A 12,474-nucleotide genomic window follows, 5' to 3' on the forward strand; every position below is an offset into this window, starting at 1 on the left:
TTTTATTCCAGCACTTCTACCGGCATGCCTATTTCGAGGCTGCCATGACCGTCGTTCACCAGGTTCTGGCCGAACATCGCGCCGTCCGGAGTGGACCGATACTGCTGCAGCGTTGCGAAAGGCTCGCGCTGCGGATCGCGCTCACCGGTCTGCGGATCGATCGTGGTCATGATGCAGCGCGAGCACGGCTTGACCACCCGGAACTCCACGTCGCCGATACGAATCCGCTTCCAACCGTCCTCTGCGAACGCCTCGCTGCCCTCGACCACCAGGTTCGGACGAAAGCGCAGCATTTCCAGCGGGCGACCGACCCTGCCAGACAGATCCTCCAATGAAGCCTGACCAATCAACAGCAAGGGGAAACCGTCGGCGAAGGCAACCTTGTCATCGTCCTTGCCATAACCGGCCGCCGTCGTGCGGGCCAATTCCACCGGCACGTGGACCAACCGGGTAGGGCTGCCGATAAACCCGCTGACCCAGGCCGCCGCTTCGTCACCGGCATCCGGCACGCGCAGCGTGTCACGCCAGATAATCACGCCGCGCCGTTGTTCTTCGAGGACAGGCGGCAGCGGCACGTCGATGGCGCCATGGCCCGGCGCACGGAGCGTCAGGCCACCCGCCTCGTTCCACAGCGCCGAGAGCTGGCTCATCTTCGCCACGGCCCGCTGGGTCAGGAACCGGCCGCTGGCCTCGTCCACCAGCATCCAGCGCCGGTCACCGTCGAGCCCGAGCTTGTCCAGGCCAATCCCTTGCAACGGCTGGCCCTTGCCGGACTTCAACGGATAACGGTACAGCGCGCTCAGCCGCAACATGGTCGACTTCCCTGGGAGGCGAAAAAACGCAACCTTATACGAGCCGGTCGACGAAGCAAACCTCGATTGGCCTCAGTCGAGCATCAACCGCTGGCGCACCACATCGACGAGCTTGTCCGGCTGGAATTTGGAGAGGAAATTGTCACAGCCGACCTTCTTGACCATCGAGTCGTTGAAGCTTCCGGACAACGAGGTATGCAACACCACGTAGAGCCCACGCAGGCGCGGGTCGTTGCGAATTTCGGTGGTCAGGCGATAACCGTCCATTTCCGGCATTTCCGCGTCGGTGAAGATCATCAGCAGCTTGTCGGTCATCACCTCGCCGGAATCAGCCCAGGCCTTGAGCATGTTCAATGCCTTCAGGCCGTCGCTGGCGATGTGCATCTTCACGCCCAACTGGCCCAGGGTGTCGCGCAACTGAGAAAGCGCGACATTGGAGTCGTCCACCAGCAAGACCTCGCGGCCACGGGCGCGCTCGAGCACCGGATCCTCGAGTTTGTCCCGGGAAACCTTGGCGTTGTACGGAACGATCTCCGCCAGGACTTTTTCCACGTCGATGATTTCCACCAACTGGTCGTCCACTTTGCTGATGGCCGTCAGGTAATGCTCGCGACCGGCGCTGGTCGGGGGTGGCAGGATCGCTTCCCAGTTCATGTTGACGATGCGATCGACGCCGCCCACCAGGAACGCCTGGACCGAGCGGTTGTACTCCGTGACGATGATGGTGCTGTTCGGCCCTGGCACCAGCGGACGCATGCCGATGGCCTGGGAAAGGTCGATGACCGGCAACGTCTGGCCTCGCAGGTTGACCACGCCGCAGACGAATGGGTGGCGCTGGGGCATCAAGGTCAGCTTCGGCAGTTGCAACACTTCCTGGACCTTGAACACGTTAATGGCGAACAGCTGCCGCCCCGCCAGGCGAAACATGAGAATTTCCAGGCGATTCTCACCCACCAGTTGGGTTCGTTGATCTACTGTGTCGAGAATGCCGGCCATCGATGACTCCTGGGCTTGTTCGGATGAATCTTATAAAGGCTCTATCGGCTGCCAGAGCCGGTTCTTGACCCCGATATGAAATACTGCCACGGGGGATTGATGTCACATTAACATCATGCTTTACTGGCGTTCCGTTTTCTCCCGTTATTATTTCGCTGCGCGACTCCGTTCTGCGCACAAAGTTCCCCTGTCTAAGGGATTCCCCTAGGCACAATCAGGTCCAACCTGATATTCCCGCTATCCAATAGCCATTAATGTGACGCCATTCTCATTGCTGAACGGAGTCAGGCTTTTGTGCGCCACTGCAGGACATCGGACCTCAAGCCTTCCGGCCGATCCCGCCCGTGCAATCGTTTGCAATCAGCAGGCCTTTGCCGAACGGCATGGGCTCGCCGGGCGTCTTCGTTCGTCAACGGCCATGAGATCCAACCGTTCGCCACGCGCGAGTTACTTTTCGCCTGACATGATGTTGTGGAGATAAGCATGCCGAACGATCGCAAGAATTGGAGCCAGCGCCTTCCTGAGTTCCTGATCGAAGCCGAGACCCTCTTGGCCAAGTCAGAAGAGTGCCTGAGCCACCTGCAATTGATCAGCAATGACAAAGACGCCATTGATTGCATGCTCAGTACGCTGCTGAAGCTGGCAAACAAGGCCGATGCGCTGGCGCTGGAGGCTGTTTCGGAGTTTTCGTTGCACATTCACGGCTTGCTCAGCCATGCGCAAAACATGGAACTGCACGAACAGGCACTGGGCGCGCTGAAGGATTGCTTCACGCTGATGGCCTGGCAATTGGAGTTGGTCGACCACACCACCGGCAAACTGGGCCTGGACAGCAGCGAACAGACCTCACTCATCGAAGCCTTCGCCTTCCAGGTGGGCCAGAACCCTTGCCAGGCGTTGCAACCACCGCGCCCGCTGGCATTGGTGCCATACGCCCAGAAACAAGCATGAGCGTGCTTGTCGCACCCCGTGGGCCTGTGCCTGGTTCATCAAGCTTTCCGGTCGCCAAGCCGAGCGCGACCAACGATATTTGAAGTGGTACTATGTCTCGCGTCAGTCGCTTCAACCAGCCGCCGCCAACTGAAGCCGTCCCCGACCTGAAACGTTTACCCGACCCGGCCCGTCAGATGCGCTGACCGGCTTGCCCGCAGCGAACATCCATTGGCTCCATCCGCTATGTACGCCAGCTTCAAGTCATTCATTTCCTGGCCTCCCTCCCGAGAAAACGCCCGCCGGTTCACACTGTTTCTGTGCATCTGCTCGACCCTCGGTTGCCTGCTGGCTTACTTGTCGGCCCTCACGGTGCCGTTGAGCTTGCTGGCGTTGAATGTTGCGGCCCTTGCCTGCGTCTGGATCCAATACCGGTTGTCACGAAAGTCCATCAAGTTCCAGCCGCAGGAACTCGCTGACCGGCTGCTTGAGGTCCAGGAAAATGAGCGTCATCGGCTCAGCCGGGAATTGCACGACGATATCGGTCAATTATTGACAGCGGCAAAGCTGCAAAGCGAATGGCTCAAGCGCCGCATGCCGGAAGAACTGCGGAGCCAGTGCTCGGTGCTCAGCGAGACGCTCGACGAAACGCTGAACAAGGTGCGCGACGTGTCGGCGATCCTCAATCCAAGACAACTGACCAGCCTGGGACTCGAAGCCAGCCTACGCGCCCATCTGCTCAAGACCCTGGCAAATACGCCGGTCAACTGGAGCCTGGATTGCCAGCAGCGCATGACCGGTATCCCGGAGGAAATGACGGTAGCGGCTTTTCGGATCACCCAGGAAGCGGTCACCAACATCCTGCGGCACGCCCAGGCAAAGAACCTGCTGGTGCGCCTGCAACGACTGCCCGAAGGGCTGACATTGCTGATCAGCGATGACGGCCAGGGGTTTGTCCCCGCCCCCCATCCCGCTCGTGAAGGGCAACGCGGCATGGCCGGCATGTCGGAGCGAGTCGAACAACTGGGCGGTACACTCAAGGTAACCAGCGAGACCGGCAAAGGCACGCATATCGAAGCTCGTTTTCCGTGGGCGCCTCGCACCCTGGAACGGGCCAGCAAGAATAAGGTTCTCCATTGACTTGTAATTTGCTTCTGGTAGATGACCATTCGCTGATCAGGGCGGGTGTACGCGCCCTGGTCCTCGACCTGCCTGGCTACGCCGTGGTCGGCGAAGCCAACGACGGCGCACAATTGCTGGAGCTGGTAGAGCGACTCAACCCCGATATCGTGCTGCTGGATATTTCCATGAAAGACACCAGCGGCCTGCAAGCCTTGCAACAGCTCAAGCAGGTCCGCCCCCACAGCAAGGTGTTGATCCTGTCCATGCACACCGATCCAGAGGTGATCATGCAGGCACTGGAATCCGGCGCACATGGGTATCTGCTCAAGGACGCCACCCCCACCGAACTGGAGCACGCCCTGGAAGCGCTACGCAACAACGAGCGCTACCTGAGCCCGGCCATCGCCCATACCGTGATCAACCAGGCGCTCACCCGGACCCAGAAACAGCAGCCCAATCCTGTCCAGAGCCACAACCTGACGGCGCGCCAACTGGAAATCCTGCGGCTGATCGTGCGCGGCAAGTCCACGCGGGAAATTGCCAACGGTCTCAGCCTGAGCATCAAGACGGTAGAGACCCATCGCGCACAGATCATGAAGCGCCTGCAGATCCATGATGTGGCAGGCCTGGTGTTGTTCGCAGTGCGCGAGCAGATTATCAGCCTGGACGATTGAGCACTCCGGGCGACCCCAACAGCGGCGAGTCCGCCGGCAAATGCACCCGCAGAGCCTTGGGCCGCAAGGTAAAATGCAGCGTGTCGACCTGTAAGGGCTCGCCATCCAGATTGATATCCAGCCCTTGGGCTACCTTGATTTCCACCCAGGGCAAGCGTGCCCGCACGAACATGTTGTCGATACCCAGGCCGCCGGCCAGCAGGTCCTTCAGCGTGCTGACAACTTCTTGGGGCGCCGGCAGGATGCTGATGTCGAGTAGTCCATCGTCCGCCAGCGCCTCAGGGCACAGCATATGGCCCCCACCGGCCTGCCGGCCATTGCCTATCCCCAATGCCAACAGATCGCCGCGCCAGTGGAAACCAGGCCCTTGCAGTTCGCCATAGGCGGCGCTCAGCTCGCTGAACCGAGAAATACCGGTAAACAGATAGGCGGCGCCGCCGAGCACTTTTTTCAGATCTTCGGACGTGTTCGCCGTCACCTGGCTACCGAAACCGCCCGTCGCCATGTTGAGGAAGATCTTCCCGCCCACCTCTCCCACATCGACCGCCCTGGGCTCGACATCGAGCAAATCCAGGGCCTGCTCAGGCTCCAGCGGGACACCGGCCGCCCGGGAAAAATCGTTGGCCGTGCCCAGTGGCAGCAACACCAGGCTGGCATCGCCAGACTGCTGGACAATGGCCTCGGCAATATCTCGCAAGGTCCCATCGCCGCCGCCGGCAATCAGCCGTGTATATCCGGCGGCCAATGCTTCCTCGACACACCGCCGGGCATCACCGGCTTCCCAGGTCAATCGAACCGCCAGGTCCCACCCGTGCTTGCGCTTGAGCATCACTGCGGCGCGAACCTCTTCGTTGAGCGCTTGCTTGCCATGCAGGATCAATAGCGCCTTGCCTTTGCTCATCGTCGTCTCCGTCATTGGAAGGATGGTTCACGAAATGGGACCGCACATTCACTGGAAAAAGCCAGGCCCCCATTCAAATAAAAGACATGGTGTCGACCAGCCAATCCCACTGAGCCCGGACGGGGCCACCCCACGGCATTTATGTATTCAAGGAATTTTCTTACGAGGCGTGGCGAATCAGCTCAATTGACCCCCTGGTCGTATTGAGACACCTTGGTTTGTGTCGCTTTGCACCGGCAAACGATCATTTAAACAAGGATGAGTCACCCATGGATGGATATGTCATGGCCCCCAGAGGCCCGTTGAATCGCTTGATAAATCATGGCAACAGGCAAGGAGCGTCCTATGCGCAGCCATGAACGCAAGGTCCCGCCTCAGCAGTTCGGACCGTACGCGAGCGAGCGGACCGACGCCAAAAACGAAGGTAAAAGTTGCAATAAACCCGCTGGAGGAATTGATTTGGAACCGCGTGTCGTTGAACTGGAAACCCACCTCAAATACATCCGCAGGGATATGGATGAAATCCGTACCGACGTAAAAGCGGTTCGCCACCGGCTAGCCTATCTGGCAGGCGCGGCGGCGGTAGTGGTCGGCCTGCTGGGCTGGGTCGCCAACAGCCGTTTCGATCAGTTGGTGACGCTGCTGTCGCGATAAGGCGATACCGCGAAAGGCCCGACTCCAACTCGGGCCGTAACCGATGAGTTGCGATCAGGATTAACCCAGCACTTCAGTCAAAGGGATGAAGCCCACTTCATCGCCCTCGACCAGTGTCCGCCCTTCGAGGACTTCGACCAGTCCATCGGCCCAAGCCGCGCTGCGCAGGACTCCTGAACTCTGGTTGCGGTAGATAATGGCCCGACCGTTCTCGATGCGGCCTCGCAAGTATTCCCGCCGACTGCCCGCCTTCGGCCAGGCAAAACCGGCTGGCACCTTGAACGTGAGCGGTGCCACTGACTGAACGCCTTGGCGTCGCAATAAATAAGGCCGCGCCAACAGAGCGAATGTCACCAGCGTCGAAGCGGGGTTTCCTGGCAAGCCTATTACCGGTACACCACGAAAATGCCCGAACGTCAGGGGTTTTCCTGGCTTGATGGCGAGTTTCCAGAGTGTCAGCTCACCTTCTTCACGAAGCGCGACCCCCAGGAAGTCGGCCTCACCTACCGACACACCACCCGTGGACAGGATCAGGTCGACGTCCGACAACCGGGCCAGGCAATTGCGCGTAGCAGGCAAGTCATCGGGCAGGATTCCCGCATCGACGACCTCGCACCCCAGGCGTTGCAGCCAGCCACAGAGCAACACGCGATTGCTGTTGTAGATCTGGCCCGCCCCCAGGGGCTGGCCAGGCTCCACAAGTTCATCGCCTGTGGACAGGACCGCCACGCGCACTTTGCGCACGACCGTCAGCGATGCACAGCCCAGGGATGCCGCCAGCCCCAGTTCGATCGGACCCAAGCGGGTGCCCGCGCAAAGCACCTGCTCCCCGACGGTCGTTTCCTGCCCTTGGGGGCGAATATTTTGTCCAATCGCCAGGGGCTGGGTGAGCCTTACCCGCCCATCATCTTCAACGACGACATTTTCCTGCATCTCGACGCAATCGGCGCCGACCGGAATCGGCGCGCCGGTAAATATCCGCGCGCAGGTGCCCACTGCCAAAGGTTCCGGGGCCTGCCCCGCGAAGATCCGCTGGCTGACCACAAGCGGCTCGCCGCGCGAGTCGGCCAGGCGCAAGGCGTAGCCGTCCATCGCACTGTTGGGCCACGGGGGCAAGTCGAGCGTCGCCACCAGGTCTTCGGCAAGCACCCGACCCTGCGCTTGTGCCAAGGACACACGCTCGCGCTGGACAATAGGCGAAGCCGCCGCACGCTCAAGCAATCGTTCCAACGCGACCTCGACGGCCATCAAGGCGCCGGCCTTGCCCGGTTTACCCACGGGATTCACAAGGAGCCGCCTGTTTCAAATGGGCTACGAAGTTACACGGCCGGTGCCGCGCATCCAACTGCTCGGCCAGGATGCCGTCCCATCCGGTGCGCACCGCATTGGTCGAGCCCGGCAGGCAGCACACCAACGTCCCGTTGGCCAGTCCCGCCAGAGCCCGGGACTGCACAGTGGAGGTGCCAATGTCGGCTACGGATATCTGCCGGAACAACTCACCGAAACCATCGACCTGTTTGTCCAGCAGGCACGCAACGGCCTCCGGCGTACTGTCGCGACCGGTAAAGCCGGTGCCTCCAGTGATCAGCACCACCTGCACCACCTCGTCGGCGATCCAGGTGGCGACTTGCGCGCGGATCTTGTACAGATCATCTTTGAGCAACACCCGCGCCGCGAGGTTGTGTCCAGCTGCCGAAAGCCGGTCGACGAAGACCTGCCCCGACGTGTCGGTTTCCAGGGTACGGGTGTCGCTGACTGTCAGCACCGCGATATTGAGCGGTACGAAAGGTACATCAGCCTTGGGTTTCATAGGCTCGTCCAGTTGTAGGGGAAACAGCCTGGTGTTATATCACAGCGCCCGTTTTTTTCGCCCGTGCGGAGACACACCATGACCATGATCGATCCCCTGCCATCCTGTTCCATCCTGCTCCTGGCGGGGGGGCGAGGACAACGCATGGGCGGACAGGATAAAGGTCTGCTGGAGTGGCAAGGCCGACCGCTGATTGCTCATCTGCACCGACAGACCCGAGCCCTGAGCGATGACTTGATCATCTCCTGCAACCGCAACCGGGAACGTTACGCCATATATGCCGACCAACTGGTTCATGACGACGAAGGCGATTTTCCCGGCCCGCTGGCGGGCATCCGCGCGGGCCTGAGGGCGGCACGCCATCCGTACCTGTTGGTCTTGCCATGCGACGTGCCGCAAATCGACACGAGCCTGCTCCAAAGCATGCGCGAAACAGCAAGCCGAAACCCCGACAAACCGCTGATGGTCCGTCATGGCGAACATTGGGAACCGCTGTTATGCGTTATCCCGAGCGCCTTGGCCGGGGCTTTCGAACAGGCGTGGAGCGAAGGTGAACGCAGCCCCGGCCGCATCATGCGCGCGCTGCACGCGGTCCCATTGCAATGTCCGGCGGATGATCCCCGGCTGGCCAATCTGAATACGCCGGAACTCCTTGTCCAACACAAAGGCGTGTCAGATTGACACTAGCCAGGAACTTGCGCGCGATGTATACGTCTGAAGGTCAGTAACTTGAAGAATCCCTTTCGGAGAAACACCATGACTCAACGGACCCTCGCTACTTTCATGCTCGCGCTGGGCCTCGCCACTCTTGCCGGGTGCGCATCGCCAACAGTGATTACCTTGAATGACGGTCGCGAAATCCAGGCCGTCGACACGCCGCATTATGATGAAGACAGCGGCTTCTACGAATTTGAACAGCTGGATGGCAAGCAGACCCGCGTGAACAAGGATCAGGTTCGTACCGTTAAAGACCTGTAATCCCCAGCGTCACCGCCAGATAAAGAAAAGCCCGCAATGCTTATTGCGGGCTTTTTGTTACCTGCTCGAAACGATGGCGGCTACCATCCCAACGAAATCCTGCTTTCAAAAAACCGCTCCTGCCCCGTAAGCGGATCGACGAAACGCACACCCTGGGCCAGCAGCTTGAGCGGATTGGCATAATCGTCCTCGGCGTCTCGCACCACATCCGGATAGAACGGATCATTACAGATAGCCGCGCCCAAGGCGTTCATGTGAACCCGTAGCTGATGCTTTTTACCAGTGACTGGGTACAGGCCGTAGCGCCACAGGTCCCCGTTCCTTTCAAGCACTTCCATGGCCGTTTCGGTGTTGGGCTCGCCTGCCCCTTCCTGCATCCGGAAGAATGGCTCCCCACCGACCATCCGGCTTTTGTGCACCCGGGGAAACGTCACCCCAGGCAACGCGGGAGCGATGGCCTGGTAGTATTTTTCAATCCGTCGCGTCGGAAACAAGGATTGAAAAAGCGAGCGGGTGTCCGGATTGGCTGAAAACAACACCAGCCCCGCCGTATGCCGATCGATTCGGTGCAAGGGCACCAGGTGAGGATTGTCCAGGCGACGAATCAACCTTCGCAACAACGTCTGCTCGACATACTCGCCCGCAGGGGTGACGGGCAGGAAATGCGGCTTGTCCGCCACGATCAGGTGCTCGTCGACATGGACAATCGACTCCACCACCGGAATCGGCTTTTCGTCGGGCACCTCCCGAAAGTAATGAATGCGCAGGCCCTCACGGTATGGCAGGTCAGCGGAAATCGCCTTGCCCTCTGCGTCCAGCACGCGGCCACGGGCGATGCGGTCCTGCCACTGCTCGCGGCTGATCGCGCTGAAATGCTCGCAGAGACAATCCAACACCGTCTGCCAGGCACCGGGCGGCAAATACAGCGTGCTGGCCTGATGCCGGGCTGCACAAAACGATGAATCGGACATGGATAACCCTTGAGCCTGTTGCGGGTTCGGCATTATCCGACAGTCACGCGGGCCAGCCCAGCGATGATTGACTCAGGCGGTGATCGGCGTCGGTCGCGCCGCAGCTTCGGTGAATTCCTTCAACCAGCGCAGCACTTCGACCGCCTCCCAGCGCCCCGGATCGTACAGCGCATACAAAAGCCCCTGATACCCCACCACATCCAGTTGCTTGTGGTAGCCGGCGCGCTGGAACAGCGCTTCTATCTCGGCGAAGCAGGTATTGAAGTGCAGCTTGTTGAAGGGTGTCTTGCCTTCGGTCACCAGCCCGTCCAGACGCAACTCCAGCACCGCCTCGCGCACAACCTCCACGGGCATCCGGTTCACGCTGTTTTTCAGTTGTTCGACATTGACCAAGGCATGCACTCCAGATAGCTGTATGGGCATACAGTAACCGAAGATCGTCTTTTCGCCAATCGCGTAATACCGACCCAGCCGATGGAAGGTATCAACTTAGAAACGCGGCAACCTGGTCTGAATCGAAGGGCCAGTTCAATTCCGCGCCCGTATCGATCCTGCGCAACACGGGAATGCGCAGGCCATAGGCTTCGAACAAGGCCTCGTTTTCGGCAATATCCACCAGCTCCACCAACAATCCATGTTCGACGAAGGGCATCAGCTCCCCCTCGGCAACTTCACACAGATGGCAACCCAGGGTGCCGAACAGCTGGCATTCAGGTGTCATGGCAGGTATCCAAAAAAGACAGATCGCCATTCTAGGCCCGCCCCACGCAGCCGTCGAGCCGCGTACCATGTCGCAGAATGCCTTGGTAAAACGCTGACGCAAATCATTGAGCCAAAATGACTTTCCGGTGATGCTCAATTTTATTCCTGTTCTACGCTGGACCTCGGAACCCTGAAACGGAGTGTCTCTTGTACGCCAACCTGCTGATCATCCTTGCCTCGTCCCTGGTGGTCATTGCCCTGTTCAGGCGCCTGCGCCTGCCGCCGGTACTCGGCTACTTGTGTGTCGGATTGGCCGTCGGGCCCACCGCGCTGGACTGGGTCAACGACAGCGAAGAGCTGCCCGATCTCGCCGAGCTTGGCGTGGTTTTCCTGTTGTTCTCGTTGGGCCTGGAATTCTCGTTATCGAAGATGTTGGAACTGCGTCGCGTAGTGTTTGGCCTCGGCAGTCTTCAGGTATTGGGTTCAGGGGTTTTGCTGGCGGTGCTGCTGGCGAGCATTGGAGTCCCGATGGTGGCGGCAGTGCTGCTTGGCGCCGGGCTAGCCTTGTCTTCCACCGCCATTGTCAGCAAGGAACTGACCAGCCTGGGGGAAATCTTCACCAGCCACGGCCAGAATGCCATTGGCGTGTTGTTATTTCAGGATGTTGTCGCGGTGTTGCTCCTGACCCTGGTGCCGGTGTTTGCCGGCAGCAGTGAACAGCCTTGGTATTGGGCACTGCCATTGACGCTGGGCAAGACCTTGGTGCTGTTTGGCGGCCTGTTGCTGGCCAGCCGTTTGTTGCTGCCGCGGCTGTTCCATGAGGTGGCAGCGTCGCGGTCCGCAGAACTGTTCGTGCTGCTGGCCCTGGTGATCGTTTTGCTGACGGCGTGGCTTACGCACCTGCTTGGCCTTTCCCCCGCCCTGGGCGCGTTCCTGGCCGGCATGCTGCTTGGGGAAAGTCACTACCGGCATCAGATCGAGGCCGATATACGCCCCTTCCGCGACATCCTGCTGGGGCTGTTCTTTGTCAGCATCGGCATGCTGATCGACCTGCAGTTGTTCGTCGACGATGGGCTGCTGATCCTAGGGCTGACACTCGGGTTGATGCTCATCAAGGGCTGCGTAGTCGCCGCCCTGGTGAAATGGCGCGGCAGCGACGGCGAAACCGCCTGGCGCAGCGGCCTTGCCCTGGCCCAAGGCGGTGAGTTCTGTTTCGCGCTGATGGCGCTGATGCAGCAGAACCGACTCATGCCAGGCGACATCGGCGGCCTGCTGTTGGCTGCCACCTTCTGCTCGATGCTGTTGACGCCGCTGCTGTTGCGCGCAGCACCGCGCCTGGCCGCTCGGCTGCACCGCAAACCCAACGAAGAGGCGCAGTTGGACCAGATCAGCGCGCTCAATGCGGGCTTGTCGGGTCACGTGGTGATTTGCGGGTACGGTCGCGTGGGACAGTCGATCGGCCGTTTTCTGCGCCGGGAGGGCCTGGCGTTCGTGGCCCTGGATGATGATCCGGTCATCATCCGTGAAGCGTCCGTCGGCGAACGATGCGTGCATTACGGAGACTCTCGCCGCGCGGATCTGCTGGACGCCGTAGGCCTGGGTCGCGCAAGGCTATTGGTCATCGCGGTGGACAAGACGGACATTGCGATGGCCGTGCTCAAGGAAGCCCGGCGGGTCAACGCGCAAGTGCCCGTCCTGGTGCGTACCCGGGACGACAGCCAGTTGGCTGAGTTGCAGGCCGCCGGAGCCACCGAGGTGGTTCCGGAATTGCTGGAGTCGAGCCTGATGTTGGCCTCCCACGCGCTGATCATGCTGGGACTGCCCGAACAGCGGGTACGGCACCATGTGGATCAAGTCCGTCACGAGCGCTATGGCTTGCTGCATGGCTTCTATCCCGGCAATCAGGACAAGGAGCCGTAGTGAT

Annotated in this window: 15 protein-coding genes; 7 read left to right on the plus strand and 8 right to left on the minus strand. The window is 60.3% G+C overall.

Annotated features, from left to right (window positions below; translation table 11 throughout):
• Window positions 1–2 precede the first annotated feature (2 nt).
• Together J3P79_RS17925 and J3P79_RS17930 are read right to left on the minus strand one after the other, a co-directional pair.
• Window positions 3–812: an MOSC domain-containing protein gene (locus J3P79_RS17925; RefSeq protein ID WP_434604726.1), complete on the minus strand. Its 810-nt coding sequence runs from the start codon at window positions 810–812 to the stop codon at window positions 3–5.
• Window positions 813–884: 72 nt separating this feature from the next.
• Window positions 885–1,808: a chemotaxis protein CheV gene (locus tag J3P79_RS17930; protein ID WP_039588994.1), complete on the minus strand. Its 924-nt coding sequence runs from the start codon at window positions 1,806–1,808 to the stop codon at window positions 885–887.
• Window positions 1,809–2,291: 483 nt separating this feature from the next.
• On the opposite strand from J3P79_RS17930, the gene J3P79_RS17935 reads away from it, so the two are divergent.
• From J3P79_RS17935 to J3P79_RS17945, 3 genes are all read left to right on the plus strand, one after another.
• Window positions 2,292–2,759, plus strand: coding sequence for a hypothetical protein (locus tag J3P79_RS17935; protein WP_434604728.1), 468 nt, complete (start codon window positions 2,292–2,294; stop codon window positions 2,757–2,759).
• 225 nt (window positions 2,760–2,984) lie between these two features.
• On the plus strand, window positions 2,985–3,878 hold the full coding sequence (locus J3P79_RS17940) for a sensor histidine kinase (RefSeq protein WP_434611524.1): 894 nt from the start codon (window positions 2,985–2,987) through the stop codon (window positions 3,876–3,878).
• Entirely contained in the window at window positions 3,875–4,534 is a 660-nt protein-coding gene (locus tag J3P79_RS17945; RefSeq protein WP_434604730.1) for a response regulator, read from the plus strand. The genes J3P79_RS17940 and J3P79_RS17945 overlap by 4 nt, the downstream gene beginning before the upstream one ends.
• Here J3P79_RS17945 and yegS read toward each other — a convergent pair.
• Complete coding sequence (yegS, locus tag J3P79_RS17950; protein ID WP_434604732.1) at window positions 4,518–5,435, minus strand: lipid kinase YegS; 918 nt, start codon at window positions 5,433–5,435, stop codon at window positions 4,518–4,520. The genes J3P79_RS17945 and yegS overlap by 17 nt on opposite strands.
• Before the next feature lie 345 nt (window positions 5,436–5,780).
• Here yegS and J3P79_RS17955 point away from each other — a divergent pair, with 345 nt between their 5' ends.
• On the plus strand, window positions 5,781–6,089 hold the full coding sequence (locus J3P79_RS17955) for a hypothetical protein (protein ID WP_434604734.1): 309 nt from the start codon (window positions 5,781–5,783) through the stop codon (window positions 6,087–6,089).
• A 60-nt stretch (window positions 6,090–6,149) separates the two neighbouring features.
• Here J3P79_RS17955 and J3P79_RS17960 read toward each other — a convergent pair whose 3' ends face one another.
• Window positions 6,150–7,337, minus strand: coding sequence for a molybdopterin molybdotransferase MoeA (locus J3P79_RS17960; RefSeq protein WP_434611526.1), 1,188 nt, complete (start codon window positions 7,335–7,337; stop codon window positions 6,150–6,152).
• Window positions 7,338–7,359: 22 nt separating this feature from the next.
• A complete protein-coding gene (gene moaB, locus J3P79_RS17965) occupies window positions 7,360–7,899 on the minus strand; it encodes a molybdenum cofactor biosynthesis protein B (protein ID WP_434604736.1) in 540 nt (179 codons plus the stop codon).
• 78 nt (window positions 7,900–7,977) lie between these two features.
• Between moaB and mobA the strand changes: the two genes are divergently transcribed.
• Together mobA and J3P79_RS17975 are read left to right on the plus strand one after the other, a co-directional pair.
• A complete protein-coding gene (gene mobA, locus J3P79_RS17970) occupies window positions 7,978–8,580 on the plus strand; it encodes a molybdenum cofactor guanylyltransferase MobA (RefSeq protein WP_434604738.1) in 603 nt (200 codons plus the stop codon).
• A gap of 75 nt (window positions 8,581–8,655) precedes the next feature.
• Window positions 8,656–8,877 carry a YgdI/YgdR family lipoprotein gene (locus J3P79_RS17975; RefSeq protein ID WP_039588986.1) on the plus strand — a complete coding sequence of 74 codons (222 nt, stop codon included), beginning with the start codon at window positions 8,656–8,658 and terminating at the stop codon, window positions 8,875–8,877.
• A gap of 80 nt (window positions 8,878–8,957) precedes the next feature.
• Here J3P79_RS17975 and J3P79_RS17980 read toward each other — a convergent pair whose 3' ends face one another.
• The 3 genes from J3P79_RS17980 to J3P79_RS17990 all read right to left on the minus strand — a co-directional run bounded on the left by J3P79_RS17980 (window position 8,958) and on the right by J3P79_RS17990 (window position 10,569).
• Window positions 8,958–9,848: a pseudouridine synthase gene (locus tag J3P79_RS17980; protein ID WP_434604740.1), complete on the minus strand. Its 891-nt coding sequence runs from the start codon at window positions 9,846–9,848 to the stop codon at window positions 8,958–8,960.
• A gap of 72 nt (window positions 9,849–9,920) precedes the next feature.
• On the minus strand, window positions 9,921–10,241 hold the full coding sequence (locus tag J3P79_RS17985) for a transcriptional regulator (protein WP_434611527.1): 321 nt from the start codon (window positions 10,239–10,241) through the stop codon (window positions 9,921–9,923).
• Window positions 10,242–10,332: 91 nt separating this feature from the next.
• Window positions 10,333–10,569, minus strand: coding sequence for a glutaredoxin family protein (locus J3P79_RS17990; RefSeq protein ID WP_434611529.1), 237 nt, complete (start codon window positions 10,567–10,569; stop codon window positions 10,333–10,335).
• Window positions 10,570–10,757: 188 nt separating this feature from the next.
• Here J3P79_RS17990 and J3P79_RS17995 point away from each other — a divergent pair, with 188 nt between their 5' ends.
• Window positions 10,758–12,470 (plus strand): cation:proton antiporter, encoded by a 1,713-nt coding sequence (locus J3P79_RS17995; RefSeq protein ID WP_434604742.1) that lies wholly within the window; start codon window positions 10,758–10,760, stop codon window positions 12,468–12,470.
• The last annotated feature ends 4 nt before the right edge of the window (window positions 12,471–12,474 follow it).

The sequence above is a fragment of the Pseudomonas sp. R1-7 genome, from assembly GCF_051132105.1.
In the GTDB taxonomy this organism is placed as follows: Bacteria; Pseudomonadota; Gammaproteobacteria; order Pseudomonadales; family Pseudomonadaceae; genus Aquipseudomonas.

Excerpts from the sequence above, each read along its gene's own strand:
- J3P79_RS17990 (WP_434611529.1), bottom strand. The coding sequence starts at position 10,569 with ATGACACCTGAATGCCAGCTGTTCGGCACCCTGGGTTGCCATCTGTGT.
- J3P79_RS17935 (WP_434604728.1), top strand. The coding sequence starts at position 2,292 with ATGCCGAACGATCGCAAGAATTGGAGCCAGCGCCTTCCTGAGTTCCTG.
- mobA (WP_434604738.1), top strand. The coding sequence starts at position 7,978 with ATGACCATGATCGATCCCCTGCCATCCTGTTCCATCCTGCTCCTGGCG.
- J3P79_RS17980 (WP_434604740.1), bottom strand. The coding sequence starts at position 9,848 with ATGTCCGATTCATCGTTTTGTGCAGCCCGGCATCAGGCCAGCACGCTG.
- J3P79_RS17925 (WP_434604726.1), bottom strand. The coding sequence starts at position 812 with ATGTTGCGGCTGAGCGCGCTGTACCGTTATCCGTTGAAGTCCGGCAAG.
- yegS (WP_434604732.1), bottom strand. The coding sequence starts at position 5,435 with ATGAGCAAAGGCAAGGCGCTATTGATCCTGCATGGCAAGCAAGCGCTC.
- J3P79_RS17955 (WP_434604734.1), top strand. The coding sequence starts at position 5,781 with ATGCGCAGCCATGAACGCAAGGTCCCGCCTCAGCAGTTCGGACCGTAC.
- J3P79_RS17975 (WP_039588986.1), top strand. The coding sequence starts at position 8,656 with ATGACTCAACGGACCCTCGCTACTTTCATGCTCGCGCTGGGCCTCGCC.
- J3P79_RS17960 (WP_434611526.1), bottom strand. The coding sequence starts at position 7,337 with ATGGCCGTCGAGGTCGCGTTGGAACGATTGCTTGAGCGTGCGGCGGCT.
- J3P79_RS17930 (WP_039588994.1), bottom strand. The coding sequence starts at position 1,808 with ATGGCCGGCATTCTCGACACAGTAGATCAACGAACCCAACTGGTGGGT.
- J3P79_RS17940 (WP_434611524.1), top strand. The coding sequence starts at position 2,985 with ATGTACGCCAGCTTCAAGTCATTCATTTCCTGGCCTCCCTCCCGAGAA.
- moaB (WP_434604736.1), bottom strand. The coding sequence starts at position 7,899 with ATGAAACCCAAGGCTGATGTACCTTTCGTACCGCTCAATATCGCGGTG.